We start from the raw sequence: 25,186 nt of genomic DNA on the forward strand, positions 1-25,186 counted from the left end.
GACACCGATGTCAGCACTTGGACTGTCAACAGGTGATGTATGCCGGATCGCACAGCTACTATCATAAAGCCGATTTCTGCTGATCGGAAAACAACGTTGGATCAGCGAATTGAAGAACTTCGCGCGCGCGAGCCTGTCGATATAAATCATGGAGAGGCAATCTTGTTTCAGGGGATTGCGACGGCGTCACTCAAGAAACAGCGTATTGCCCAGGGTAAGATCGATCTGGACTAGCACAGCGACCGGACAAACCCTAAAGCCCAAGCTTTTCTCGCAAACGCGATAGGTGCTGCATCATGTTGTACTGCCAGCCCGGTTGATAATTTTGTCGGAAGCCAGAACCGCCTGACAACTGAAGAAATTGACGTTCCTGCAAGATCGCAAATTGTTCACCAGACCCGTCAAGCGCATGACTGTTGTGAAGATTCAGCCAATTCAGGTTCTCGATTTGTAAAACAGGCACCAGCGTTTCAATTTGGGTATTGCCGATATCAAGGCGTTCAAGCGATGGCAGTGTCGCGAGAGTAGAAACATCAGAAACCCAGGTATCATGGAGGTAAACCAGCTTTAGGTTCGGTAAACCGTTAAGTGCACTAAGATCGGAGACCCGCGTCATGTTCACGTCAAGCCGCTCGAGTGTTGCGTTCCCTTCCAGCCCGGTCAGATCACTTAGATTGGTTCCCCGTGCATTCAGAGATTTGAGATTCGGAATATCCGGGATGTTGGCCGGCAGCTTTCGAAGTTCAGTAAGATCTTTAAAATCAAGATCGTTCGTTCCCGCAGAAACGACATCTTTAACCCGCTGCTCGGCTATCAGTAGTTGTTGGTTTGCAGTTTTCTGCAGCTTGTACTGCCAGGCGGCCAACGCAATCAGGGCAACAATAAGTGCTAGGACAGTTTTTCTCATGTGATCGGCGGATAAAACGACAATGCGGCCAATCTATGACCGTTTAGCGCAGCGCGAAATGCAGGCAATCACGGTAAACCGCAACGTGTCGTGCAAGAGGACTTAATCGCCACCCGAGAATTACAATTGGTTAAAAGATTCAACCTTACAGTCGCTTAGCCACGGAAACCGGTGGCGACAACGAATTTTTCCGAGCTGTCCGAGCGTGACGCGGGTGGCTTTACATTGGCCACCTTGTTAAATTTCTGCTTGAGCAGCTTCTGAAGGTCTCCCTCGGCACCGCCCGCAAGAACCTTTGCGACGAAGGTGCCACCTTCTTCCAGCACATCAAACGCAAAATAGGCTGCCGTTTCGCACAAGGCCATAATCCTAAGGTGATCGGTCTGCTTGTGGCCTGAGGAGGCAGCCGCCATGTCGGACATGACCACATCCGCTTTACCGCCCAGCCAGTCTTTGACCTTCTGGTCGGCATCATCTTCCATGAAATCAAGCACATGCGCGGTGGCCCCCGCAACGGGTTCGACCTCTTGAAGATCGACACCTAGAACCGTGCCAATACGCTTACCGCTCTTCTCGCCTAATGCGTTAACACGTTGCACTGCAACTTGCAGCCAACCACCGGGGGCACAACCCAGATCAACCACGCGCGCGCCGGGCACAAGGAACCGGAATTTATCGTCTAGCTCCAGTATCTTGAACGCTGCGCGTCCGCGATACCCTTCGACCTGCGCCCGCTTGACATAAGGGTCGTTCAATTGCCGCTCAAGCCAGCGGGTCGAGCTGAGCTTACGCCCGCGCGCTGTCTTAACTTTAACCTTCAGGTCACGTTGTCCGCGACCCGAGTTGCCTTTGCCGGTTGGTGTCTTCGCCATCAGAACGGTCCGTCTTCCAATACACCGTCCGCGCTCATCTGCGCATAGAGCAAACCTTCGCGTAGCCCCCGATCCGCCACAGAAAGGCGATCAGTGGGCCAGCAGCGCAACAATGCCTGCAAAATGGCCGAGCCGGACATGATCAGGGCCTGCCGATCTTCTCCGATCCGGGGATCACGGCGGCGCCCACGAGGGCCGAGTTCTAGATAGCCTCGTATGACCTTGTCAATCTGATCGCTGGTCATTCGCAATCCGTCCACCTTGGTTCGGTCATAGCGTTTTAGACCCAGATGCGAAGCAGCCACCGTGGTGACGGTTCCGCTAGTGCCCACGATCTGGAACCCTTCGCGAGCCTGTTCATCTTTGTAAGGTGCAAAATCAGCAAGGTTTTCTTCAAAGAACCAGCTCATCAGCGCAAATCGCGCTGCATCGTCTTCGACGTCGTTGAACTGGTCCCGCAAAGTGGCCACTCCCAACGGTACACTGATCCAATCCACAACTTTAGCCGCAGGAAATGGGCTGTCGGCGGTATGAAATCCGTTATGCAGCCGCATGATCGAGGCAGGTCGGTCGCGGCGCGGAACCGAGGATATGTCGATCCAGACCAACTCGGTCGAGCCGCCGCCAATATCCACGACCAACAATTGCTCGGTTTTGGTTGATACCAGCGGCGCGCAGGAAATGACGGCCAGGCGCGCTTCTTCCTCGGGCTGAATGATGTCAAGCGTCAGGCCAGTTTCACGTTTGACCTGACGGATGAAGTCGCGCGAGTTCTTGGCACGACGACAGGCCTCGGTCGCGATCAAGCGCATGCGCTTGACCTTGTTCCGTTTCAGCTTTTGCTGACAAATCCGAAGGGCTTGCACCGTACGCGCCATAGACGCCCGCGACAATCGTCCGGTGCGTTCCAGACCAGCGCCGAGTTGCACTGATTTGGAGAAGCTGTCTACCACATGAAAGCCACTGCCCTTGGGCTGGGCGATCAACATGCGGCAGCTATTTGTCCCCAAATCCAGCGCCGCATATAACGCATCTGGATCGGGTCTTGCCGGCGCGGGGCTTTCGACCGCTTTCGGGAACGCGCCCGCACCTTTGGGACGCTTGGGCGCCATCTGAAACGCCCTCCGATTTTCGAGTTACCCCGACCATAGGTTGCGCTTATCAATCACGCAAGACACTCATTAAAGTCATGAGGATTTTGATGTTCGGTTTCGAGGCAGGGGTCTTTAAAAGCAGCGATATCCGATCCTGGGCAAAAAGGTCGCTGCAAATACGCCGTGTGTCGAAAATCGACCGACCTGCGCCCATATTGAAGTTTAGAACCGGCCCATCGGGTTAGGAGGAATCACAGTTATGCCTGACGTCACCATCGTATACTGGCGCGACATTCCCGCTCAGGTCATCGTCGGCAAAGGCCGTCGTGGTGCCAAGCGGCAATTGGAAGAGCGGTTTGAACAAGCCATCGACCGGGCCGCAATGAAGGTGAACGCCAAGGATAGTGATGCCTATCTGGCCGAGTGGCGCAAAGCCGAACCTTTCGCGGTTGAGGGCGACCCGTCCGAGATTGCCGAGGCCGAGGCCGCGCGCCTGGAAACGGAATACGATCAGGACCGTATCAAGTCCCTGATCGCCAATGACGGTTGGGCATGAGCCCCAGATCTTTATGGGAGGCCGCTATGGCTTTGCTGAACTTCAAGAAACGTGATGCGGTCGAAAACGGCCCTGTGAACCCGACCGTCGAAGCCTTTCTGCAGGGCTATTCGATCGAGGTAATGCCGCGCACCGCCGAAAAAGTCGAAGACTTCCGCGCGCTGCTGCCCGAAGGCACACGCGTTTACATCGCCCATATCGAGGGCACGCCAATCGAAGACATGGTCAAAACGGCCAAGCGCATTGCGGCTGAAGGTTACCCTGTCATGCCGCACTTCCCTGCGCGGATCATCAAGGATGCGGCGACTCTGGAAAACTGGATTTCGATGTACCAGGGCGAGGCGGGCGTTGAACAAGCGCTGCTGCTCGCCGGTGGTGTCGCGAACCCTCACGGCGACTTCGACAGCTCGATGCAATTGCTGGAAACTGGCTTGTTCGACAAGGCTGGATTCAAGCGTCTTCACGTTGCGGGTCACCCCGAGGGGAACAAGGACATCGACCCAGACGGTTCGACCAAGAATGTCGATGATGCGCTGCGTTGGAAGCAAAAATTCAGCGAAACAACAGATGCGGAAATGGCGCTGGCCACTCAGTTTGCGTTTGATGCCAAGCCGATCATCGCCTGGGCGGACAGCCTGAAAGAGGCTGGCATTGATATCCCAGTCCATATCGGTATCGCGGGCCCTGCCAAGCTGCAGACTCTGATTAAATTCGCCATTGCTTGCGGTGTAGGCCCGTCGCTGAAAGTTCTGCAAAAGCGCGCAATGGATGTATCCAAACTGCTGCTGCCTTACGAGCCGACTGACATAATCACCGAACTGGCCAACCACAAAGCGGCCAACCCGGATTTCAACATCACCAACGTCCACTTCTTCCCGCTTGGCGGCATCAAAACCAACGCCAACTGGGCGATCAACAACGGCGGCGCTTCGGCAAAGCCAGCAAACTCCTAAGGAACGGACATGACCCGTACAGTCGTCGAATCAAAAACAAAAACAGCCGTTCTGGGCTTTGATGAACCGTTCTGCGTGATCGGAGAGCGGATCAACCCGACAGGCCGCAAGAAACTGGCCGCCGAATTGGAAGCGGGCGATTTCTCAACCGTTGAGAAAGACGCATTGGCGCAGGTTATGGCGGGCGCGACCGTTTTGGATATCAACGCGGGCGTTGTCTATAACTCGAATCCTAACCCGAACGAGACCGAGCCGCCACTGATGACCAAGATTGTCGAGCTGGTACAGGGTCTGGTCGACGTACCGTTGTGCATCGATTCATCGGTTCCGGGTGCGCTAGAAGCCGGTCTGGCAGCCGCAGAGGGCCGTCCGCTACTAAACTCGGTCACTGGCGAAGAAGAGCGTCTGGAACTGGTTCTGCCGCTGGTAAAGAAATACAACGTACCGGTTGTGGCGATCTCGAACGATGACACCGGTATTTCGGAAGATCCCGATGTGCGATTTGCCGTTGCCAAAACCATTGTTGAGCGCGCAGCGGATCATGGTATCCCTGCACATGACATCGTGGTCGACCCGCTGGTCATGCCGATCGGTGCGATGGCAACTGCAGGCCAGCAGGTGTTCGCTCTGGTCCGTCGTTTGCGCGAAGAGCTGGGTGTGAATACCACTTGTGGTGCGTCCAACATCTCGTTCGGGCTGCCGAACCGTCACGGTATCAACAACGCTTTCCTGCCGATGGCAATGGGCGCTGGCATGACGTCGGCGATCATGAACCCGGTTGCTCTGCCGGTAACGCAGAAGAAGATTGCCGAGAAGAAGGAACAGGTTGCCGCCGCTGGCATCATCCTGCCAGAAGGCATGGATGACGAAACCTTCGTTCAGATGTTCGGCCTGGGTTCGACCAAACCGCGCGCTGGTAAAGAGATGGAGGCCATCCGCGCCGCAAATCTACTCACAAATAATGACCCGCATGGTGGTGAATGGATCAGGTCCAACAAAGCGCCTGAGGAAGCCGGTGGCGCTGGTGGGCGTCGGGGCGGTGGACGTCGTCGTCGCGCTTAATCTATGGAAAACAACAGATTGAGCCGGGTCTTTGACCCGGCTCTTTCGTTTTTGTCGGTACTGGTTTGGCTTGAACCCCAGTCAGGACAAGTGGTAGTCAATTCTTAGCCGCGGGTATGATGTAATGGTAGCCTGTCAGCTTCCCAAGCTGAACGCGCGGGTTCGATTCCCGCTACCCGCTCCAATTCTATCGATCAACTCGATACACGAGCCTGCAGCAGGTTGATGACTGCTGGAACCTGTACGCCTTTTGGTGTTTGGAATGTGCGAAATTTTTCGGCGACTCCACGCACGATCGCTTCAACATCCTCCTGTGTACCTTCGAAATGGGCGATCACCCGCGCGGCGGGGCCGACCCGGGTACACAAAAGCGCAGCATCTCCGACGGATGCAGGGGCGGTCAGCGCAAGGGGGACCGCTTCAATATGGATATCTTTTAAACCAGCCTGCGCCATCAGGTTTGAAACCCTGTCGCGGTCATGGAATGCTAAAGGGCCGGGTGCATTCCGGTCCACCTTGGGTGGTTGGCCCAACCGTTTGACGGCGGCAACATGCGGGATCTTGAACCAAGGGTTCTCTGACAGACCACCCCAGGCTGCAAAGGTTATCTGACCGCCTGGTTTCAAGGCCCGAGCCATATTGGCGAAGGCTACTACGGGATCAGTGAAGAACATCACTCCAAACCGCGAGATCATTGCATCAAAACCGCCTGACGAAAGCTCAGCGACCTGAGCGTCGGCATATGTGAACTCGAGATTGTCGAGCTTGGCCTCGTCTGCGCGCATCCGCGCTCGTTCGAGAAATTGTTCCGAAATATCAATGCCCAGAACATGCCCCCCGGGTCCAACCTGCTGCGCCGCCCGAAGTGCACTTGCCCCGGTGCCGCAACCGATATCGATGACGCGCATTCCACCAACCAGCGCGGCGTGATCGAGGACCAGATCCAGTACGGGCGCGAACAGATGGTCCAACTGATCCTCGAAGGTCAGCCAGCGCATGCCCATTTCGGACTTGCCCCAGAATTCTTCCTGATCACCGTTGATTGTCAGCATCGCGCCCTCCAGGTTTTGAAGGGACTATGACCTCCTGCGGCGGCGACGACCAGACTTTTCATCGTCTCCGCCGCCGGTGTTGAAGGACGGAGCGGGCAGGGTGACGACTTGCGCCAATTCAGGGAACGGATCGGTTTTGTGCGGGATCGCGTTGGCGGCGACGAAATGGTCTTGGAACTTGGGTTCGATCGCGGTTTCGACCTTGGTGATCTCGCGCACGACGCGCTCGATCTCGGCCCGCGATCCGATGTTGCACAATGCAATTCGCGCGCCTGTACCCGCGGCATTGCCCGCGCTGGAAACCTTGTCCAGAGGCGCGTCGGGAATCATGCCTAGAACCATCGCGTGTTTGGTCGAGATATGCGCGCCGAACGCCCCGGCCAGTACCACGCGGTCCACGCGGTCGACCTCCATCTCGTCCATCAACAGACGCGCACCGGCATAAAGCGCGGATTTGGCCAACTGGATGGCACGGATATCGCCCTGAGTTACCGTGATACGCGGGCCACCTTCAGCGCTGGCATCGTGGATCAGATAGGAGTTTGTTCGGCCTTCGGGAACACAACGGGGAGTACCCGTCTGTTCAGCCGAGCCGATCAGGCCACTTTCGTCCAGCAGGCCAGCGATACGCATCTCAGCGACAGCCTCGATAATACCCGAGCCGCAGATTCCCGTGATGCCAGTTGTTGCGATGTCCTGATCAAAGCCCTCTTCGTCCGACCATTTCTCGGACCCGATCACGCGGAAACGCGGTTCTTTGGTGACGGGATCGATTTCGATGCGCTCAATCGCACCGGGGGCCGCGCGCTGGCCCGAACTGATCTGAGCACCCTCGAATGCGGGTCCAGTGGGCGAGGAACAGGCCAGAACGCGGTGGGTGTTGCCCAACAGGATTTCGGCATTGGTGCCCACATCCACGATTAGCACGAGGTCTTCGGATTTGCCGGGTTCTTCAGATAGGGCAACGGCAGCACAGTCTGCGCCCACATGGCCCGCGATGCACGGCAAGATATAGACCTGCGCACGCGCGTTCATATTGGTCAGGTCCATTTCTCGCGCGGGCAGGGACATGCTTTCCGAAGTTGCCAACGCAAATGGAGCCTGGCCGAGTTCAACCGGATCAAGCCCGAGCAGTAGATGGTGCATCACCGGGTTACAGACAAATACTGTTTCAACAATCAGCGCTGCGTCAATCTCGGCCTCATCTGCGATTGAGTTTGTCAAATCATTAATCGCCTCGCGCACGGCATTGGTCATTTCTTTGTCGCCGCCGGGATTCATCATGGCATATGAGACGCGACTCATCAGGTCTTCACCGAACCGGATTTGTGGATTCATCAGACCTGATGAGGCCTTGACCTCACCCGTCTCCAGATCGGTCAAATGTGCCGCAATGGTTGTCGAGCCAAGGTCGATGGCCAAACCATAGAGTCCGTGTTCGTGCAGACCGGGCCAGATTTCTACGATGCGCGCCACTTCATCCTTGTGGCCTTTGTGGACGGCGACCGTGACCTCCCATTTCCCTTTGCGCAGAACTGGCTGCAGCTTGGACAAAAGGGACAGATCGGCAGTGACGGCTTCGATCTTCCACTGCTCACGCAGGGCGCGCTCCAACCGTTCCAGATCGCCGGTGGGCGAATGCATGTCTGGCTCTTCCACCACTACGAAATAGAGGCGCGTGGCTGGGTCCATTGTGATCGCACGGGCCGCCGCGGCCTTGCGGACGACTTGACGGTGCACCTGGCTTTCGGGCGGAACATCAATCACTACATCGCCTTGAACTGATGCCTGACAGCCAAGACGCCGACCCGGTTTCAGGCCGCGCTTGTCATCATAGCGCTGCTCGACGGCGTTCCATTCGCTCAGGGCATCCTCGGAAACCGTCACACCGTGCTTGGGGAACTCGCCATAGCTGGGGGTGATCTGACATTTCGAACAGATGCCACGCCCGCCGCAGACCGAATCCAGATCGACGCCCAATTGGCGCGCAGCAGTCAGGATTGGCGTGCCAACGGGAAAGTGCCCACGTTTGCCGGACGGAGTGAAAACGACAAGAGGATCGGTGGTCATGAATGGCCTGCCTTTGTATTCGCGCGTATGCCGGCGAACATATGGGTTTGAACGCAAAGGGAAAGGGCATTCAGCGGCACGTTTTGCATTGCTTGCGTCGTTTTCGGGCGTGGCAGAAGCCCGCAGGGGAAAACAACTTGGGTTCGGGGCTTTCCCTCGGGTGAAATCCATGTAATAGGGTCACCGTCAAACGGGCTTTTGCATGGGGTTTTCAGATGCAGATTCGTGAGGCACTCACCTTTGACGACGTACTTCTTGTTCCGGGCGCATCTTCTGTGCTTCCGGCGACGGCGGATACAACCACGCGTGTGACGCGCGAGATCACTATGAACATTCCGCTGCTTAGCTCGGCAATGGACACGGTAACCGAGGCGCGTATGGCCATTGCCATGGCGCAGGCCGGGGGCATCGGCGTTGTGCACAAGAACCTGTCGGTCGAGGAGCAGGCCCGAGAGGTGCGGCGCGTGAAACGGTTCGAATCCGGGATCGTCTACAATCCTGTGACATTGCGCGCGGATCAGACGCTGGCTGATGCACAGGCGCTGGTCGAACGCTATAATTTCACCGGCTTTCCTGTAGTTGATGAAAGTGGCCGGGTCGTGGGGATCGTGACCAACCGCGACATGCGCTTTGCGACCTCAGACGATACGCCAATCAAAGCGATGATGACTTCGGACAACCTCGCGATGCTGCAAGAGCCCGCCGATCTGGAAGAAGCCAAAAGCCTGATGCGTGCCCGTCGGATCGAAAAGCTGCTGGTCGTCGATGGCGAGGGCAAGCTGACCGGCTTACTGACGCTGAAAGACACAGAACAGGCTGTGCTAAACCCTACAGCTTGCAAGGACCGGTTGGGCCGTCTGCGCGTAGCTGCAGCGACCTCTGTCGGGGACGCGGGTTTTGAACGGTCCGAGCAGCTGGTCGATTCCGGGGTTGATATCATCGTTGTAGATACCGCGCATGGTCATTCGCAAGGGGTTCTGGACGCAGTGAAGCGCGCCAAGACGCTATCCAACGAGGTTCAGATCATCGCTGGCAACGTGGCCACCGCCGAGGCCACCAAAGCACTGATTGATGCAGGCGCTGATGCAATCAAGGTGGGCATCGGGCCCGGCTCGATCTGTACAACGCGGATGGTCGCTGGTGTTGGGGTTCCCCAACTAACTGCGATCATGGATTGTGCGGCAGCAGCGGGTGACGTGCCAGTCATTGCTGATGGTGGCATCAAATTCTCGGGTGATTTCGCCAAGGCGATCGCGGCGGGGGCATCTTGTGCCATGGTTGGTTCGATGATCGCTGGCACAGACGAAAGTCCGGGTGAGGTCATCTTGTATCAGGGCCGTTCGTTCAAATCCTATCGCGGCATGGGAAGTTTGGGCGCGATGGCGCGCGGCTCGGCGGATCGGTATTTTCAGAAGGATGCAGCCAACGACAAGTTGGTACCCGAGGGAATCGAGGGTCAGGTGCCCTACAAAGGGTCCGCCAGTGCGGTTGTGCATCAACTGGTTGGCGGCTTGCGCGCAGCGATGGGCTATACCGGATGCGCAACGGTGGATGAAATGCGTCGCAACTGCAACTTTGTCAAAATCACTGGTGCAGGCCTGAAGGAAAGCCATGTGCATGACGTGCAGATTACGCGCGAAAGCCCGAACTATCGGATCATGTAATCGCTATGGTGCTCGTATCTGGGCATCGAAGTTTATGACAAAGTCAAACGGACCCAGCTATGACACCCGCAGCCCGAGTTCAGGCCTCGATCGATATCCTCGATGAAATTTTGGCCGGAGCGCCAGTCGAGAAAGCGTTGACAGGTTGGACGCGGCGCAGTCGGTTTGCGGGCTCGAAAGATCGTGCGGCAATCCGCGATCACGTATTCGATGCGTTACGCTGCAAACGATCCTTTGCTGCGCGTGGTGGAGCTGAAACCGGGCGCGGCTTGATGATCGGCGCGATGAGATCTTCGGGTCAGGATCTTGCTCAGTACTTCTCGGGCGCGCGATATGCGCCAAATTCGGTAACAGATGCCGAGAAAGACCGAGGCTTTCAGACCGAGGCCGAAGCCCTCGACATCCCTGAATGGTTGTGGCCCGAATTCAAGGCGTCATTGAAAGATGAGGCCAACGCAGCCGCATTTGCATTGCAGGGGCGGGCCCCGGTACATTTGAGGGTAAACCGGTCGCGGGCTGATCTGGTTGAAATCATCCAACTCCTCTCGGATGAAGGCATAGTGGCGCAACCTCATCCAGCGTGTGACACTGCTTTGGAAGTCACCGCTGGTGCACGAAGAATTTCACAATGCAATCAATATATTGAGGGATTAGTCGAGCTGCAGGACGCCGCCAGTCAGGCCGTTACTGCAGCGTTGGATTTGCGACCTGGAATGAGGGTTCTGGACTATTGCGCCGGTGGTGGTGGCAAAGCCTTGGCCTTGGCGGCAAGGGCCGAAGGCGTTCAGGTATTTGCGCACGATATCAATCCAGGTCGCATGGCAGATTTGCCTGCACGTGCAAAGCGGGCGCGCGCAGAAATTTCACTGCTGACGTCGGATCAGGTATCAGGACAGGCACCCTTTGACATCGTTCTGGTGGATGCGCCCTGTTCTGGAAGCGGATCATGGCGCCGTTCGCCCGCGGGGAAATGGGCGCTGACACCTGAGCGCTTGCTTGAACTTACCCGCATTCAGGCAATGATTTTGAAGAGCGTCGCGCCATTGACCGCAGACACAGGTACGATTGCTTATGCCACATGTTCAATGCTGTCTGTCGAAAACGACGCGATAGTGGACAGTTTTCTGCAAGAGCATTCGGATTGGCGGTCTGGATTTCGAAAGACGTGGCTGGTTTCACACGGGGCGGATGGATTTTATTCGGCCCACTTGACTAGAAATTAGATCCGATCAAACAACTTAAAGGAGTTATCACCGCTGATTTATTAAGCGGCAATTAACGATTGTGGGCCGATATTGGTCAAATATGTCTTAACTAGAGCTGCTTTATGCCCAGTGTTCCCCAAGCGTTTCCCCGTTTGTCAGATCGGGTCGTATCTGATCGCGGGCGCTATGTGTCTTTGGGTTTGATTGCCCTTCTTCTCTGCTTGCTTGCTGCCTTGGGTGTCCTTCCAAAACAATGGAATATTGGTGTTGCAACCGTCGGTCTGTCTTTTTTTGCGGTTGTTGGGTTTGCTATCTTAGGCAATTGGATCGCCAAGCAAATCGAGCAGCGTGCAAAAGGCGTGATTGCAGCTCTTTTGGAGCAAGATACCGGAGCCTGTATCGTTACGGATCAAAATGGCCGAATTGTCCTGGTCAATTCGCGGGCCAGCCTCGGCCTAGGTGCCATACCAGAGAAGCAATTGGATGACACATTGCGATCTGTATTCGCCAATCCGGCGGCGATTCTGCTGCGTCTTCAAACTCAGCTCCGAACGCGGGTGAAAGCTGAAGAGGATGTAGTCACACGTGGTCAAACCATACCGGTGACGGTATCGAAACTGGATCAAGATTGGTATTGCTGGCGCTTCGCATTAGAGGCTGAGCAAGCCTGGCGAAATGTCGGGTTACCGGTCATCACCATTGGTCGGAATGAAGTTATTCTAAACACCAATGATGCAGCTGCAAAATTTTTTGGCCGCACGCCCGCCACGTTTGCAGAGTTATCACCAGAGAATGCTGTGCTGGGCGATCCCGGCGGGCTTAGCAGTGCAATTCGAGTAGTGACGCCCGAGGGTGATAAAACTGTCCTGGTTTCTCAGTTACGCCGAAGCGGAATTGCACGCGAACTGATTTTGACCCCGATCACTGATAGCGGTGCAAAACACGAGGCAACTTCGTTCGCTGATTTGCCGGTTCCGATAATGAGATTGGCGCCCGATGGTGAGATCATCGAAGCCAACCACCTTGCAATCGAACTGGTGGGTGAGGTTCGGCTGGGCAATTCCAGAATTGACGAGGTTATGCACGGGCTTGGCTATTCCATTCGTGATTGGCTCGCTCGTACGGTTGAACAGACTTCTGCTCCAAAGTCAGAGTTTCTGCGCCTTACCCGTAAAGACAAAGAAGTGTTCGTTCAGGTCACGCTGTCTCGTATTGTGAGTGACGGTCAGGTAAATCTGATCGCAGTTCTGAATGACGCAACCGAGTTAAAAACGCTTGAGGCGCAGTTCGTTCAGGGACAAAAAATGCAGGCCGTGGGCCAGTTGGCAGGTGGGGTTGCACATGATTTTAACAATCTTCTGACCGCAATATCAGGGCATTGCGATCTTCTGTTGCTGCGCCACGACCAAAATGATCCGAATTATGGTGACCTTGTACAGATCAACCAGAATGCCAACCGCGCTGCCGCTCTGGTCAGTCAGTTGCTTGCATTTTCGCGAAAGCAAACCCTCAGGCCCGAGGTGTTGGATTTGCGAGACACGATTTCCGATCTGATCCACCTTTTGAATCGCCTTGTGGGCGAGAAGGTCCGCTTGACGCTCAGCCATGATCCCGTGCTCAAGCCGGTTTGTGCCGACAAACGACAGCTTGAGCAGGTGTTGATGAATCTGGTTGTAAACGCGCGCGATGCGATGCCCGACGGCGGTGAGATTCGGATCGAAACCGAAGTTCTGAATCTAGAGCGGGCCTATTCGCGCGACAGGGCGACAGTGCTGCCGGGCGAGTATGTGATGGTCAAGGTCATAGACAGCGGCATAGGTATCCCTCCGGACAAGCTGCAAAAGGTATTCGAACCTTTCTACACCACCAAGCGCACCGGAGAAGGGACAGGTCTGGGTCTTTCGACGGTATACGGCATTGTAAAACAGACCGGAGGATTCATTTTCGTGGACAGCGTACCCGGTACGGGTACCGAATTTACCGTTCTTCTTCCTGTCAGTGATGTGGCGCAGACATCTGAACCGATCACACCAGAGGCCCCGGAAGAGCAAAAGCCGCGGCAAGGTGAAGGTGTTGTTCTGTTAGTCGAGGACGAAGCCCCCGTCCGCGCTTTTGCCACGCGTGCGCTGCGTCTGAAGGGGTACACAGTGCTTGAGGCGGAATCAGCCGAGGATGCGCTGCATATGTTGGAGGACCCAAATCTCACGGTCGACGTTTTTGTCACAGATGTGGTGATGCCTGGCATGGATGGTCCGACCTGGGTGCGCGAGGCAATGAAAACGCGCTCCGAGGTCCGGGTGGTCTTTATGTCCGGCTATACGGAAGGCGCATTTGGTGAATCCGGTCCTGAGATTGAAAACTCGACCTTTCTGCCAAAACCATTTTCATTGACGCAGTTGACCGAAGCGGTGTTTCAGCAACTCAACTGACGCCGTTACTCAGCAGATTGATGCAGAGCAAATTCCGCTGCGAATAAGCTGCGAAATTGCTGGTCTGTGTCTTTCGAGAGTTCAAGCTTGAGCTTGGGCGAAACATTCTCTTGCGGAAGCTGTATGTCGCAGTTCAGGCGATTTCGTAGGAAATCGAGTATCGTGCCTTGGTTTTCGTACTTAAACACGTGGCTCACTCCGGCACCATTGCTGCGGGGCATTAGGAATTCGCTCTGGCGTCCGACATCCGCACAGGCCGGAGGGGATTTCTGCATATGGGCAACTACAAATGCCTCAAAATCAAGACCCTGAGTAGAGTGTGGATGATTGTTCAATTCCTGCCGCGTGCGATATCGATACCAACTTCCTAACCAGTCGATGGGATCTCGGACGACGGCCATAACCTCCATTTCAGTGTCAAACAGCTTCTTGAACATGGTTTGATAGAACCGATCAAAGCGGCGCATGTTTGCGTGTTTTAATTCAGTTGGACCTGAGACAACGATATCGGCACGGTCTTTCAGAGCAGATTGGTAGGCTGTGCTGCCGGTTTTGGGGACGGACAAAAGCGCGAGACGCTCTTCATAAAAAACAAGCATTTATCTTTTCTCTACAACGCTTTTCGATTGGCAGATTGTCGTAAACGACTCTTTAACACAATTGCCTAAGACTGAATTTCATAAGTTTTAGTTGAAATGTTCTCTTTTTGGTCCCATAAGGAACAAGAGGCGAACAAAGCAGCGATTGCCGCCCGTCAAAGGGTGTGACAAAAGGGATAGTGACAGGACAATGGCGGATCTTCTGACGATGAGCGACAAGAAAAACGCAGACAAGCAAAAGGCGCTCGACAGCGCATTGGCTCAGATCGAACGGCAGTTCGGCAAGGGCTCGATCATGAAGTTGGGCGAGGATTCCAAGCAGGATATCGAGGCAAGCTCGACCGGCTCACTGGGCCTGGATATTGCGCTGGGTATCGGTGGTCTACCGATGGGGCGGATTGTTGAAATCTACGGGCCTGAAAGTTCGGGTAAAACCACGCTGACACTGCATTGCATTGCTGAACAGCAAAAACGTGGCGGTGTTTGCGCTTTTGTAGACGCAGAACATGCACTTGACCCGCAATATGCCCGCAAGTTGGGTGTTGATCTGGATGAACTGCTGATTTCGCAGCCCGATACCGGTGAACAGGCGCTTGAGATCACTGATACGTTGGTGCGCTCTGGTGCGGTGAACATGGTTGTGGTCGACTCGGTTGCGGCCCTGACGCCGAAATCCGAGTTGGAAGGCGACATGGGCGATAGCAGCGTGGGCGTTCAGGCCCGGCTGATGAGCCAGGCAATGCGCAAACTGACCGGCTCGATCAATCGCTCGAACTGCATGGTGATCTTCATCAACCAGATAAGGATGAAGATCGGCGTGATGTTCGGTAGCCCCGAAACCACGACCGGTGGCAACGCACTGAAGTTCTACAGCTCGGTTCGTCTGGATATCCGCCGCATCGGCGCGATCAAGGATCGCGACGAGGTGGTCGGCAACCAGACCCGCGTCAAGGTTGTGAAGAACAAGGTGGCGCCGCCGTTCAAGCAGGTGGAATTTGACATCATGTATGGCGAAGGCATCAGCAAGATGGGCGAATTGCTAGACCTGGGCGTTAAAGCCGGAGTGGTTGAAAAGTCAGGTTCATGGTTCAGCTATGGCGACGAGCGGATCGGGCAGGGGCGTGAAAACGCCAAGCAATATCTGCGTGACAATTCCCGCGCCGCGTTGGAGATCGAAGACAAGATTCGCGCGGCCCACGGTCTGGATTTTGAAATGCCCCCCGAGGCGGAAGAGGATGATATCCTCGAAGCGTAATGCACTCTGACGGCATCAGCAGAAATCCCCCGGCATTCCGATAGTGCTTAGAATACCTGGAACGGGGCGGCTCAAGGGAGCCGCCTTGTTTCGTTTGGGTCGTCCAATGCTGTGGACACTCCTTGGACAGAGGGCTAAACCTTCGCAGACCATTATGAATGCGCGTTGAGAGAGCCCAAATGCCCACGCTGAATGATATCCGCTCGACCTTTCTGAACTACTTTGCCAAGCAAGGCCACGAAGTGGTTGCGTCCAGCCCATTGGTGCCGCGCAATGATCCGACGTTGATGTTCGTGAACTCAGGTATGGTTCAATTCAAGAACCTGTTTACCGGCGTAGAAACCCGTGATTATCATCGCGCGACCACAGCACAGAAATGTGTGCGCGCAGGTGGCAAGCATAATGATCTGGATAACGTGGGCTATACCGCGCGCCATCATACGTTCTTTGAAATGTTGGGAAATTTCTCGTTCGGAGATTACTTCAAGCCGGAAGCAATCCCATTCGCCTGGGAGCTGATTACCCAAGAATTTGGGATCGACAAGAACCGCCTGCTGGCGACAGTATACCATACCGATGACGAAGCCTTTGAAATTTGGAAGAAGGTGGGAGTTCCCGAGGACCGGATCATTCGCATCGCCACCAATGACAACTTCTGGCAGATGGGTCCAACCGGGCCATGTGGCCCGTGTACCGAGATATTCTATGATCACGGCGATCACATCTGGGGTGGCCCTCCGGGTTCCGCCGAAGAAGATGGCGACCGGTTCATCGAAATCTGGAACATCGTTTTCATGCAAAACGAGCAGTTCGAAGACGGCTCGATGGTCGAGCTCGATATGCAGTCGATCGATACTGGCATGGGGCTTGAGCGGATCGGTGCACTGCTGCAAGGCAGTCATGACAACTACGACACAGATCTGTTCAAAACACTGATCGAGGCTTCCGCAGAGGCCACCGGAGTTGATCCTTATAGGGATCAGAATGTGCATCACCGTGTGATTGCGGATCACCTGCGTTCGACATCTTTCCTGATCGCTGATGGGGTGATGCCGTCAAATGATGGGCGTGGATATGTTCTCCGTCGTATCATGCGTCGTGCGATGCGCCATGCACATTTGTTGGGCGCGAAAGATCCGGTGATGCACCGTTTGGTGCCAACTCTGGTTCAACTGATGGGCGCGCAATACACCGAACTTGGTCAGGCGCAGCCACTGATTGAAGAGACATTGCTGCTGGAGGAAACGCGCTTCAAACAAACCTTGGATCGCGGCTTGAAACTGCTTGATGACGAGGTCTCTGGTTTGTCGGAAGGTGATCCGCTGCCGGGTGATGCGGCATTCAAGCTTTATGACACATACGGTTTCCCGCTGGATCTTACTCAGGATGCGCTGCGCGAGAAAGGACGTACAGTAGACACTGATGGGTTTGATGCCGCTATGGCCGAACAAAAAGCAAAGGCGCGCGCTGCCTGGGCTGGTTCTGGCGAAGCAGCTGATCAGGTCGTCTGGTTCGATGTGTTAGATTCCGCCGGTGCTACCGATTTCCTTGGTTACGACACGGAAAAAGCCGAAGGTCAGGTGGCTGCACTGGTAGTCGATGGTGCCTTGGTCGATAGTATTGAGAAAGGCGGCAGTGGCTGGGTCGTGGTTAACCAGACGCCGTTTTATGGTGAAGCCGGTGGTCAGGTTGGCGATACAGGTGAAATCCGCAGGCTCGATGAACGAAATGACATTTCCCGTGTTGTAGACACCAGAAAATTTGCCGACGGCAAGGTCTATGCACACAAGGTGACAGTTGATCATGGATCGATCTCGACGGGTGACGCTGTTGAGCTTGAAGTCGATCACGCAAGACGTACGGCCATTCGCGCAAACCATTCAGCGACGCACCTGTTGCACGAAGCCCTTCGTGAAACGCTGGGTGATCATGTGGCTCAGCGCGGCTCATTAAATGCATCCGACCGATTGCGCTTTGATTTCAGCCACTCAAAGGCTTTGACGCGGGAAGAGATTCAAAAGGTCGAGCGTGAGGTGAATGCCTTTATTCGCCAGAACTCGGCTGTCGAGACGCGTATCATGACGCCAGACGATGCCCGTGCGCTGGGTGCACAGGCGCTGTTTGGCGAGAAATACGGTGATGAGGTCCGTGTCGTGTCGATGGGTAAGGCACCTACCGGCAAAGGGCAGGATGGTGAGACCTGGTCGATCGAATTGTGTGGCGGCACCCATGTGCGCCAGACAGGTGACATAGGTACGTTTGTCCTTCTCGGCGACAGCGCCAGCAGCGCAGGTGTGCGCAGGATTGAGGCGCTTACTGGGGATGAAGCTTTCAATCACCTGTCGGCTCAGGATCAGCGTCTCGGCGCTATTGCTTTGGAGTTGAAAGCACAGCCTGATGACGTTGTTGCGCGTGTGAAATCGTTGATGGATGAGCGCAAATCGCTTCAAAACGAAGTTGCTCAACTGCGCCGTGATCTGGCGATGGCTGGTGGCGCAGGGCAGGGTGGCTCTGAAGCAAAAGAGGTCAATGGTATGGCCTTCCTCGCCCAATCACTGACCGGCGTGTCCGGAAAGGACTTGCCAACGCTGATCGATGAGCACAAGAACCGGTTGGGTTCAGGTGCTGTGTTGTTAATCGCAGATACAGGTGGAAAAGCTGCCGTTGCCGCCGGTGTTACACCAGATCTGACTGACAAAGTTTCGGCCGTTGATCTGGTTCGCGCTGCCGTTGCCGAACTTGGCGGCAAGGGTGGTGGTGGTCGGGCTGACATGGCACAAGGCGGAGGCAAAGATGCCTCGAACGTTGAAGCAGCCATAAAAGCCGCAGAACAGGTTTTGGGAGGATAAGATGCCTGCACTCTGGATTGCTCATGTCACTGTGACCGATGCCGATGCATACGGAAAATACGCCGAGCTGGCAGGTCCCGCGATCGCCGCCCATGGCGGTGAGTTCATAGCCCGTGCCGCGCGGTACGTGCAGTTGGAAGGCAAGGAACGTCCGCGTAATGTGGTCGCCCGCTTCCCCTCGGTTGAAGCTGCTGTTGAGTGCTATAATTCGCCCGCTTACCAACAAGCACTGGATCATGCCCGAGGCGCCAGCGAACGTGAACTGGTTGTAGTCGAAACCACTGAGTGAGAATCATTCTGATTCTTTGGACCAGCGGAACGGAAGTTCCGACGGCTTAGTTTTACGTGTGGCCTCGGGATGCGGGGGCGCGCATCCTTCAATTTTCAAAAAATACAATAATAACAATATTATAATCTGAGAATTCTAACAATCCCACCACAGCGAGAATACGAATGTGGCGGCGACTGCCATGATCTTGTGCAAAAATGGTCATGGAAATTGACGATTTTCCGCCGTTTTCCCCCCTCAAACTATTCAAAGATTGCGTAAGTGCCGAGTTTGCCGGATATTCTCTGTTCGAACTCAATGAACTTCACGAAGCGCCAATCGTCTGGATTAAATCTAATCTGAGGGACAGACATGACGACCAGAGGCACTACCCTGAATGCATTTTCCGAATACACAGCGAAGTTCTGTGGACGCATCAGTTTGGCCGTGTTGATCGCAAGTTCGACAATTGTCGCCTCAGAAGCCTCGGCCCGTGATGCCGCATTCATTCAAAGCGTTGTTGCCTCGCCTCCGCCGACAGGGGCACAGCAGTTGTGTCGTCAATACACATGGGCTTGTGCTCATAAGGGAGCCGCTTCGCTTTCCAGCGCACAAGAACTGAAGCTCGTAAAGCAGATCAACCGTCGCGTAAATGCGTCGACGCGAGAGGTCACCGACCAAAGGCAGTACAAGACCCGCGAGATGTGGGCCCTACCGACATCTCTTGGCGGGGATTGTGAAGATTTTGCCCTGCTTAAAAAGCGTGATTTGATCAATGCAGGAATCGATCCCCGCAAACTATTGATCGCGACTGTTTTGGATACCCGCAGAAACTCTCATGCCGTGCTGGTCTACCGTTCGAGCCAAGGTGATCTGGTTCTGGATAACCTCACAAACCGGATCAAGCTCTGGTCAGAGACGCGCTATCTGTTCCTGCGCATGCAGGATCCGAAGCAGCCACGCAAATGGGTTGGGGTTTATGGGCGGAGCTAGCGCGCAGTTAGGAGTATCGGCCTTGAAATCCAAATGGTGGAAATGAGATCAAAAGATACGGGCGCGTGAATCTGCACAGCGCCCGTTTATTTCGTCTTAACTAGACTTTGCCGCCAATCTTCAGACCGGTGGCCTGTACTCGCAGGGTCTAACGGGTAAACTCTTCTGCCCGCTGATGTGCTTCCTCCATTTCCTGCGCACCATCGCTCATTTCACGGGCCGAGTTCCGATATTCAAGAGCCAGCCGCCGATATTTCTCGGCCTCGCTTCTTTGCTCTGCGGCACCTTCCGGGTTTTGTTCTTGGTCACGAATTTCAGCTTTGTTCTCGTGCCACTGAGCTTTTGATTCGTACGAATCCGCCTGAGCGTGCAAATCTGAGGCTGCTTGCCGCTTTTCTCTTAGGATGTCTTGTATATCGCGCGGATCGGTATCGTCAGTCGAATCTTTGGGCTCGCCACCTTTGGGATTGTCACCACCTTTGGGATTATTGTCGCCCCTGGGATTGTCACCGCCCTTGGGGCTATCGTCGTCGTCAGATGTCCGCTCATCGTCTGGCTCGTTGCCACCGCGAGGGTTTTCATCATCAGGACCATCGCCGGAACGTCGATCCGCCAGGCCAAGCGATGCTGTCGGAAGGTCGGTCAGCAGGGATGCAAATGCAGGGCAATCCAGCAGCGTCTGCTCCAGAATGGATTCAAAATCCGCCCGACGTTGGATGTATTTTATCATCCGAGAACTTACGACGTCGCAGGCGCAAAGGGTGTTTGAGGACACGGATTGCTTTGCCGTCTTTACAGTACACATCTCAGATGCCTGCGCAGTACCAGCAGATATAAACGGGAATGTAGAAGCAACAAATACTATCGAAAATAGTTTGGAATTAATGCGCATAGCATTTCTCCTTAGATACTCATTAACTAACTCGCCGTATACTCGTGCGGCGCCACACTTTGAACACAAAATCTCCTTTTTAGGCCTTATTTTCAAGTGGCCAATGATGAGTGCACAAGGATCAATATTGGCTTACGCAAGGGAAAGGCGTTTAAAAACAAATAGAAAGCCCGCCAAATTGGCGGGCTCTAGATTTCTGGACTATTTCCATATTGACGCAAATTTGCCACGAATGGGCCATTGTTGCGTATGTGTGAACTGAGTTACTGCAGGACCTACGCAGATCGTGCCATTCTCTTCCGCTCATGTGGATCCAGATAGCGTTTACGAAGCCGGATCGCATTTGGCGTCACCTCAACCAGTTCGTCATCGTCGATATACGCGATCGCCTCTTCCAAAGAGAATTTTATGTGAGGCGTCAGGCGCACCGCGTCATCCGATCCGCTGGCGCGTACGTTGGTCAGCTTCTTGCCTTTAAGCGGGTTCACTTCCAGATCGTTGTCACGAGAATGTTCACCGATCACCATGCCTTGATAGACATCGGTTTGCGGCCCCACGAACATGCGTCCACGTTCCTCCAGGTTCCACAAGGCGTAGGCGACGGCCTGGCCTTTTTCCATTGAGATCAAGACGCCTGCGCGACGACCGGGGATCGATCCCTTGTGGGCAGCCCATCCATGGAAAACGCGGTTCAGAACACCGGTCCCGCGCGTGTCGGTCAGAAACTCGCCGTGATATCCGATTAGACCACGTGATGGGACATGGGCAATGATGCGGGTTTTGCCAACTCCTGCGGGGCGCATCTCGACCAGTTCACCTTTGCGTGCTCCGGTGATCTTCTCGATCACCGAGCCCGAGAATTCGTCATCGACATCGATGGTGACTTCTTCGATGGGCTCAAGGCGTTGACCGTCTTCGTCGCGGAACAAAACCTGCGGGCGCGAGATGCTGAGTTCGAACCCTTCGCGGCGCATATTCTCGATCAGAACGCCCATCTGGAGTTCGCCACGGCCAGCGACCTCAAAGGCTTCACCACCGGGTGTATCGCTAATGCGGATGGCGACATTTGATTCAGCCTCCTTCATTAGACGATCACGAATGACGCGGGACTGAACCTTTTTACCGTCTCGGCCTGCAAGCGGAGAATCATTGATGCCGAAGGTGACGGTGATCGTTGGTGGATCTATCGGCTGAGCGGGCAAAGCCTCGTTTACTTGCGGAGCAACCAAAGAATCCGCAACCGTGGCTTTGCTCATTCCCGCAATGGTGACGATGTCCCCGGCTTCGGCCACATCGATAGGCTGTTGTGCGAGACCACGGAACGCGAGAATCTTTGTCGCACGGAAATTCTCGATCAATGTTCCGTCACGGCTGAGCGCCTTGAGGCTATCACCCGCTTTCAACGTTCCGCTCTCGACACGACCGGTCAGGATGCGGCCGATGAAAGGATCGCTGCCAAGCGTGGTGGCAAGCATTCGGAACGGCTCGTCTTTTTTCTCAATTTGCTTGGGGGCGGGGACGTGATCGACAATCAGATCGAAAAGGGCAGTCAGATCCTTGCGGGGGCCGTCCAATTCCATATCTGCCCAACCTGAACGGCCCGAGGCATACATGGCGGGAAAATCAAGCTGATCGTCGTCAGCACCAAGGTTGGCGAAAAGGTCAAAACATTCGTCCAGCGCGCGATCTGGTTCGGCATCCGGTTTGTCGACCTTATTCAATACAACGATGGGGCGCAGTCCCAATGCCAGCGCCTTGGAGGTCACGAACTTGGTCTGCGGCATGGGACCTTCGGCGGCGTCGACCAGAAGAACAACTCCGTCCACCATGCTGAGGATGCGTTCGACCTCGCCTCCGAAATCGGCGTGGCCGGGGGTATCGACGATGTTGATACGAGTGTCTTTCCATTCGACCGAAGTCGCCTTGGCCAGAATGGTGATGCCACGTTCCCGTTCCAGATCATTGCTGTCCATTGCGCGCTCGGCAACGGCCTGATTCTCGCGGAAAGCGCCGGATTGTTTAAGAAGCTCATCCACCAGGGTCGTTTTACCGTGGTCCACGTGAGCGATGATTGCGATATTGCGCAGGTCCATGAGAGGTCAACCTTTGAACGGGAAGTTGGCCCGGCGCATAACGCGGCGCGACAAAATATACCAGCCCTAACCGGCGTTCAGTGACCCGCGGTCGAAGAAAACAGGTGAATGATCAGAATTCCAGACAGTATCAGAACAAGCCCCAGGATCGCCGGCCAGTCGAGTTTCTGACCAAATACCAGAAAACCAATCAGTGCTATTAGGAAAATCCCAAGTCCCGACCAGATTGCATAGACAATCCCGACAGGCATCACTTTCAGAGTGAGCGCCATAAGATAGAATGCGCTGCCATAGCCAACGACCACCAGGGCAGAGGGCCAAAAGCGGGTAAACTGATGGCTGGCTTGCAGTGCAGTGGTCCCGATGGTTTCCGCAATGACCGCCAGCAGCAGAATGAAATATGTTTTGGGCAAGATTGATGCCTTTCCGAAGTGTCGCGGAAGGTTGACCATAGTTGGCTATTGCCGGGCAAGAGGATTCTGACGGCGCAGAATAAAGAGTGACTTTACCAAAGGTCAGGTAAACCTGACTATTCGATATTCCTGAGGCATGATAATGGGTTGGGTGTTTTAGTTAGTTTTTAACGAGTTTGATTGAATGACGACATTTGCAAAATCAGTCATTATCGTTTCGGTGTTGATCGTAGCGCTAGGGTGGCTTGCAGACGGGGGGTCCGTCGACATTGATGCAGCCCAGAATGTTGAGCGGTTAAAGGGTATTCCAGTTTAGGCGCACACCGAACGATCTGACGAAAAGGAGCTTTCGGGCTCCTTTTCTTTTGTTCGCAACAAGATTGCATTCAATTCTTATTGCTTCTCGATCGCTTTGAGTTTTGAGCGATGATCGGACAATTTCTTGACCACAAACTTACGGGCCTTGCGTTCTGCGAGCCGTACCCGAACTTCGGTCAAAAACGCTTCTTCCAGCGTTTGAGATGACGCGCCCAAAAGCTCGCCGACCTCCACATAAAACCGATCCTCACCGGTTTCGTCCATGACCTTCATCGTATCCTCTGCCAATCTCGAGGCAAGGGTGGTGATGGTATCAGACATCAGCGCGTATTCTCGGTCAGGCGACGCTTCACATAATCCGTCACGTCGGTCATCAGCGTGTCCATGTGGCGATCCTGGAAGAAGTGATCCGCGCCTTCAACCTCGTGATGCGTGATTGTGATCCCTTTTTGCTCGTGCAATTTGCTAACCAGCGAAGTGGTATCCGCAGGGGGTGCAACGCGGTCTGACGACCCGTTGATGATCAGGCCGGAAGACGGGCAGGGGGCCAGGAAAGAAAAATCATACATGTTCGCCGGGGGTGACACGCTAATAAAGCCGGTGATCTCGGGACGACGCATCAGCAGTTGCATTCCGATCCAGGCGCCGAATGAGAATCCTGCAACCCAGCAATGCTTGGAGTTGTTGTTCATGGACTGAAGATAATCCAGCGCCGACGCGGCATCGCTAAGCTCGCCAACACCCTGATCATATTCGCCTTGGCTGCGGCCTACGCCACGGAAGTTAAAGCGCAGAACCGTGAAGCCCATGTTGTAGAAGGCATAGTGCAGGTTGTAGACCACCTTGTTATTCATGGTCCCGCCAAATTGAGGATGCGGATGCAGCACGATTGCGATCGGTGCGTCTTTTTCCTTTTGCGGGTGGTAGCGGCCTTCCAGGCGGCCTTCGGGTCCGGGAAAAATCACCTCGGGCATGTGTGCTTTAGTCCTGTTTTTTGACGCCTCGGCCCCGAGATTATCTTGACGGTAATCGTCAGGCACCTTAGAACGGTTCTAATTACATTGTGTCGCGTGAAAACGCTGTCAGTGGGAGATACGCACTGGCTGCGGCGGCGTCAATGTTTTCGCGGTTCTTGCCTTAAGGAATTCAAATGAAGCTGTCGACCAAAGGACGCTATGCGATGGTTGCTCTGGCGGATATTGCTCTGCAATCCTCTGACAAGCTTGTTACACTTGGTGAGATTTCCGAGCGCCAGGATATTTCTCTTCCTTATCTGGAACAGCTTTTTGTAAAACTGCGTCGTGCTGAGTTGGTCAGCTCGGTTCGGGGTCCGGGTGGAGGTTATCGTCTTGCGCGCCCTGCATCCGAAATTCGAGTGGTTGAGATTTTGGCTGCGGTAGATGAAACCGTCGATGCGATGCACAAAGGGGCGGGGGCATCGGGTGCTTCGTCCGGCAGTCGGGCGCAATCCCTGACCAATCGTTTGTGGGAAAGCCTGAGCGCACATGTGTATGTGTTCCTGCATCAAACGCGGTTGTCGGATGTGATCCGAAATGATCTGGCACCGTGCCCGGCAGTTCCAAACTTGTTTGCGGTCGTGGACGACTGAGCTGATGAAACAGATTTTCGTTCCACAGGAATC

Annotated in this window: 24 protein-coding genes and 1 tRNA gene; 14 read left to right on the forward strand and 11 right to left on the reverse strand. The window is 54.8% G+C overall.

What is annotated here, in order from left to right:
• Window positions 1-39 precede the first annotated feature (39 nt).
• Window positions 40-234: a hypothetical protein gene (locus tag ACR3EJ_RS12575; protein ID WP_170703218.1), complete on the forward strand. Its 195-nt coding sequence runs from the start codon at window positions 40-42 to the stop codon at window positions 232-234.
• Window positions 235-253: 19 nt separating this feature from the next.
• Here ACR3EJ_RS12575 and ACR3EJ_RS12580 read toward each other — a convergent pair whose 3' ends face one another.
• The 3 genes from ACR3EJ_RS12580 to ACR3EJ_RS12590 form a co-directional block, all read right to left on the reverse strand.
• Window positions 254-907 carry a leucine-rich repeat domain-containing protein gene (locus tag ACR3EJ_RS12580; RefSeq protein ID WP_170539832.1) on the reverse strand — a complete coding sequence of 218 codons (654 nt, stop codon included), beginning with the start codon at window positions 905-907 and terminating at the stop codon, window positions 254-256.
• A gap of 155 nt (window positions 908-1,062) precedes the next feature.
• On the reverse strand, window positions 1,063-1,779 hold the full coding sequence (locus ACR3EJ_RS12585) for an RlmE family RNA methyltransferase (RefSeq protein WP_170539829.1): 717 nt from the start codon (window positions 1,777-1,779) through the stop codon (window positions 1,063-1,065).
• A complete protein-coding gene (locus ACR3EJ_RS12590; protein WP_010440229.1) occupies window positions 1,779-2,891 on the reverse strand; it encodes a Ppx/GppA phosphatase family protein in 1,113 nt (370 codons plus the stop codon). Before ACR3EJ_RS12590 ends, ACR3EJ_RS12585 begins: the two co-directional genes overlap by 1 nt.
• A 241-nt stretch (window positions 2,892-3,132) precedes the next feature.
• Here ACR3EJ_RS12590 and ACR3EJ_RS12595 point away from each other — a divergent pair, with 241 nt between their 5' ends.
• From ACR3EJ_RS12595 to ACR3EJ_RS12610, 4 genes are all read left to right on the forward strand, one after another.
• Window positions 3,133-3,429 carry a virulence factor gene (locus ACR3EJ_RS12595; protein ID WP_010440228.1) on the forward strand — a complete coding sequence of 99 codons (297 nt, stop codon included), beginning with the start codon at window positions 3,133-3,135 and terminating at the stop codon, window positions 3,427-3,429.
• A gap of 26 nt (window positions 3,430-3,455) precedes the next feature.
• A complete protein-coding gene (locus ACR3EJ_RS12600; RefSeq protein WP_170539827.1) occupies window positions 3,456-4,382 on the forward strand; it encodes a methylenetetrahydrofolate reductase in 927 nt (308 codons plus the stop codon).
• A 9-nt stretch (window positions 4,383-4,391) separates the two neighbouring features.
• A complete protein-coding gene (locus ACR3EJ_RS12605) occupies window positions 4,392-5,444 on the forward strand; it encodes a dihydropteroate synthase (RefSeq protein ID WP_170539824.1) in 1,053 nt (350 codons plus the stop codon).
• A 110-nt stretch (window positions 5,445-5,554) separates the two neighbouring features.
• Window positions 5,555-5,628: transfer RNA gene (locus tag ACR3EJ_RS12610), tRNA-Gly, on the forward strand.
• Window positions 5,629-5,638: 10 nt separating this feature from the next.
• Here the strand turns inward: ACR3EJ_RS12610 and ACR3EJ_RS12615 are convergent.
• Both ACR3EJ_RS12615 and ACR3EJ_RS12620 read right to left on the reverse strand, forming a co-directional pair.
• Window positions 5,639-6,496 (reverse strand): class I SAM-dependent methyltransferase, encoded by an 858-nt coding sequence (locus tag ACR3EJ_RS12615; protein WP_170539822.1) that lies wholly within the window; start codon window positions 6,494-6,496, stop codon window positions 5,639-5,641.
• Window positions 6,497-6,520: 24 nt separating this feature from the next.
• Window positions 6,521-8,566 (reverse strand): ASKHA domain-containing protein, encoded by a 2,046-nt coding sequence (locus tag ACR3EJ_RS12620; protein WP_170539819.1) that lies wholly within the window; start codon window positions 8,564-8,566, stop codon window positions 6,521-6,523.
• 215 nt (window positions 8,567-8,781) lie between these two features.
• Between ACR3EJ_RS12620 and guaB the strand changes: the two genes are divergently transcribed.
• From guaB to ACR3EJ_RS12635, 3 genes are all read left to right on the forward strand, one after another.
• Window positions 8,782-10,230 (forward strand): IMP dehydrogenase, encoded by a 1,449-nt coding sequence (guaB, locus tag ACR3EJ_RS12625; protein ID WP_170470449.1) that lies wholly within the window; start codon window positions 8,782-8,784, stop codon window positions 10,228-10,230.
• 59 nt (window positions 10,231-10,289) lie between these two features.
• Entirely contained in the window at window positions 10,290-11,453 is a 1,164-nt protein-coding gene (locus tag ACR3EJ_RS12630; protein WP_170539816.1) for an RsmB/NOP family class I SAM-dependent RNA methyltransferase, read from the forward strand.
• 104 nt (window positions 11,454-11,557) lie between these two features.
• Complete coding sequence (locus tag ACR3EJ_RS12635) at window positions 11,558-13,864, forward strand: PAS domain-containing hybrid sensor histidine kinase/response regulator (protein WP_170703220.1); 2,307 nt, start codon at window positions 11,558-11,560, stop codon at window positions 13,862-13,864.
• Between the two features lie 5 nt (window positions 13,865-13,869).
• Here ACR3EJ_RS12635 and ACR3EJ_RS12640 read toward each other — a convergent pair whose 3' ends face one another.
• On the reverse strand, window positions 13,870-14,463 hold the full coding sequence (locus tag ACR3EJ_RS12640; RefSeq protein ID WP_170539810.1) for a sulfotransferase family 2 domain-containing protein: 594 nt from the start codon (window positions 14,461-14,463) through the stop codon (window positions 13,870-13,872).
• Window positions 14,464-14,653: 190 nt separating this feature from the next.
• Between ACR3EJ_RS12640 and recA the strand changes: the two genes are divergently transcribed.
• From recA to ACR3EJ_RS12660, 4 genes are all read left to right on the forward strand, one after another.
• Window positions 14,654-15,718: a recombinase RecA gene (recA, locus tag ACR3EJ_RS12645; RefSeq protein WP_010440218.1), complete on the forward strand. Its 1,065-nt coding sequence runs from the start codon at window positions 14,654-14,656 to the stop codon at window positions 15,716-15,718.
• Window positions 15,719-15,897: 179 nt separating this feature from the next.
• Complete coding sequence (gene alaS / locus ACR3EJ_RS12650) at window positions 15,898-18,567, forward strand: alanine--tRNA ligase (RefSeq protein ID WP_170539806.1); 2,670 nt, start codon at window positions 15,898-15,900, stop codon at window positions 18,565-18,567.
• Between the two features lies 1 nt (window position 18,568).
• Entirely contained in the window at window positions 18,569-18,856 is a 288-nt protein-coding gene (locus ACR3EJ_RS12655; protein WP_170539803.1) for a DUF1330 domain-containing protein, read from the forward strand.
• Between the two features lie 351 nt (window positions 18,857-19,207).
• The gene (locus tag ACR3EJ_RS12660; RefSeq protein WP_480422951.1) at window positions 19,208-19,828 is read left to right on the forward strand and encodes a transglutaminase-like cysteine peptidase; all 621 of its coding nucleotides are present in this window, start codon (window positions 19,208-19,210) and stop codon (window positions 19,826-19,828) included.
• A gap of 148 nt (window positions 19,829-19,976) precedes the next feature.
• Here ACR3EJ_RS12660 and ACR3EJ_RS12665 read toward each other — a convergent pair whose 3' ends face one another.
• The 3 genes from ACR3EJ_RS12665 to ACR3EJ_RS12675 all read right to left on the reverse strand — a co-directional run bounded on the left by ACR3EJ_RS12665 (window position 19,977) and on the right by ACR3EJ_RS12675 (window position 23,226).
• Window positions 19,977-20,558, reverse strand: coding sequence for a hypothetical protein (locus tag ACR3EJ_RS12665; protein WP_170539796.1), 582 nt, complete (start codon window positions 20,556-20,558; stop codon window positions 19,977-19,979).
• 437 nt (window positions 20,559-20,995) lie between these two features.
• Window positions 20,996-22,813, reverse strand: coding sequence for a translational GTPase TypA (gene typA / locus ACR3EJ_RS12670; RefSeq protein WP_170470428.1), 1,818 nt, complete (start codon window positions 22,811-22,813; stop codon window positions 20,996-20,998).
• A 77-nt stretch (window positions 22,814-22,890) separates the two neighbouring features.
• Window positions 22,891-23,226, reverse strand: coding sequence for a DMT family transporter (locus tag ACR3EJ_RS12675; protein WP_029621809.1), 336 nt, complete (start codon window positions 23,224-23,226; stop codon window positions 22,891-22,893).
• Between the two features lie 184 nt (window positions 23,227-23,410).
• On the opposite strand from ACR3EJ_RS12675, the gene ACR3EJ_RS12680 reads away from it, so the two are divergent.
• Entirely contained in the window at window positions 23,411-23,542 is a 132-nt protein-coding gene (locus ACR3EJ_RS12680) for a hypothetical protein (protein ID WP_260026172.1), read from the forward strand.
• 77 nt (window positions 23,543-23,619) lie between these two features.
• Here ACR3EJ_RS12680 and ACR3EJ_RS12685 read toward each other — a convergent pair whose 3' ends face one another.
• A complete protein-coding gene (locus ACR3EJ_RS12685; protein ID WP_010440209.1) occupies window positions 23,620-23,865 on the reverse strand; it encodes a hypothetical protein in 246 nt (81 codons plus the stop codon).
• On the reverse strand, window positions 23,865-24,518 hold the full coding sequence (locus ACR3EJ_RS12690) for an alpha/beta hydrolase (protein WP_010440208.1): 654 nt from the start codon (window positions 24,516-24,518) through the stop codon (window positions 23,865-23,867). The genes ACR3EJ_RS12685 and ACR3EJ_RS12690 overlap by 1 nt, the downstream gene beginning before the upstream one ends.
• Before the next feature lie 176 nt (window positions 24,519-24,694).
• On the opposite strand from ACR3EJ_RS12690, the gene iscR reads away from it, so the two are divergent.
• A complete protein-coding gene (gene iscR / locus ACR3EJ_RS12695; RefSeq protein WP_010440207.1) occupies window positions 24,695-25,153 on the forward strand; it encodes a Fe-S cluster assembly transcriptional regulator IscR in 459 nt (152 codons plus the stop codon).
• Window positions 25,154-25,186 lie beyond the last annotated feature (33 nt).

This window comes from Ruegeria sp. AB11 (assembly GCF_056536325.1).

Excerpts from the sequence above, each read along its gene's own strand:
- ACR3EJ_RS12575 (WP_170703218.1), top strand. The coding sequence starts at position 40 with ATGCCGGATCGCACAGCTACTATCATAAAGCCGATTTCTGCTGATCGG.
- ACR3EJ_RS12580 (WP_170539832.1), bottom strand. The coding sequence starts at position 907 with ATGAGAAAAACTGTCCTAGCACTTATTGTTGCCCTGATTGCGTTGGCC.
- ACR3EJ_RS12585 (WP_170539829.1), bottom strand. The coding sequence starts at position 1,779 with ATGGCGAAGACACCAACCGGCAAAGGCAACTCGGGTCGCGGACAACGT.
- ACR3EJ_RS12590 (WP_010440229.1), bottom strand. The coding sequence starts at position 2,891 with ATGGCGCCCAAGCGTCCCAAAGGTGCGGGCGCGTTCCCGAAAGCGGTC.
- ACR3EJ_RS12595 (WP_010440228.1), top strand. The coding sequence starts at position 3,133 with ATGCCTGACGTCACCATCGTATACTGGCGCGACATTCCCGCTCAGGTC.
- ACR3EJ_RS12600 (WP_170539827.1), top strand. The coding sequence starts at position 3,456 with ATGGCTTTGCTGAACTTCAAGAAACGTGATGCGGTCGAAAACGGCCCT.
- ACR3EJ_RS12605 (WP_170539824.1), top strand. The coding sequence starts at position 4,392 with ATGACCCGTACAGTCGTCGAATCAAAAACAAAAACAGCCGTTCTGGGC.
- ACR3EJ_RS12615 (WP_170539822.1), bottom strand. The coding sequence starts at position 6,496 with ATGCTGACAATCAACGGTGATCAGGAAGAATTCTGGGGCAAGTCCGAA.
- ACR3EJ_RS12620 (WP_170539819.1), bottom strand. The coding sequence starts at position 8,566 with ATGACCACCGATCCTCTTGTCGTTTTCACTCCGTCCGGCAAACGTGGG.
- guaB (WP_170470449.1), top strand. The coding sequence starts at position 8,782 with ATGCAGATTCGTGAGGCACTCACCTTTGACGACGTACTTCTTGTTCCG.
- ACR3EJ_RS12630 (WP_170539816.1), top strand. The coding sequence starts at position 10,290 with ATGACACCCGCAGCCCGAGTTCAGGCCTCGATCGATATCCTCGATGAA.
- ACR3EJ_RS12635 (WP_170703220.1), top strand. The coding sequence starts at position 11,558 with ATGCCCAGTGTTCCCCAAGCGTTTCCCCGTTTGTCAGATCGGGTCGTA.
- ACR3EJ_RS12640 (WP_170539810.1), bottom strand. The coding sequence starts at position 14,463 with ATGCTTGTTTTTTATGAAGAGCGTCTCGCGCTTTTGTCCGTCCCCAAA.
- recA (WP_010440218.1), top strand. The coding sequence starts at position 14,654 with ATGGCGGATCTTCTGACGATGAGCGACAAGAAAAACGCAGACAAGCAA.
- alaS (WP_170539806.1), top strand. The coding sequence starts at position 15,898 with ATGCCCACGCTGAATGATATCCGCTCGACCTTTCTGAACTACTTTGCC.
- ACR3EJ_RS12655 (WP_170539803.1), top strand. The coding sequence starts at position 18,569 with ATGCCTGCACTCTGGATTGCTCATGTCACTGTGACCGATGCCGATGCA.
- ACR3EJ_RS12660 (WP_480422951.1), top strand. The coding sequence starts at position 19,208 with ATGACGACCAGAGGCACTACCCTGAATGCATTTTCCGAATACACAGCG.
- ACR3EJ_RS12665 (WP_170539796.1), bottom strand. The coding sequence starts at position 20,558 with ATGATAAAATACATCCAACGTCGGGCGGATTTTGAATCCATTCTGGAG.
- typA (WP_170470428.1), bottom strand. The coding sequence starts at position 22,813 with ATGGACCTGCGCAATATCGCAATCATCGCTCACGTGGACCACGGTAAA.
- ACR3EJ_RS12680 (WP_260026172.1), top strand. The coding sequence starts at position 23,411 with ATGACGACATTTGCAAAATCAGTCATTATCGTTTCGGTGTTGATCGTA.
- ACR3EJ_RS12685 (WP_010440209.1), bottom strand. The coding sequence starts at position 23,865 with ATGTCTGATACCATCACCACCCTTGCCTCGAGATTGGCAGAGGATACG.
- ACR3EJ_RS12690 (WP_010440208.1), bottom strand. The coding sequence starts at position 24,518 with ATGCCCGAGGTGATTTTTCCCGGACCCGAAGGCCGCCTGGAAGGCCGC.
- iscR (WP_010440207.1), top strand. The coding sequence starts at position 24,695 with ATGAAGCTGTCGACCAAAGGACGCTATGCGATGGTTGCTCTGGCGGAT.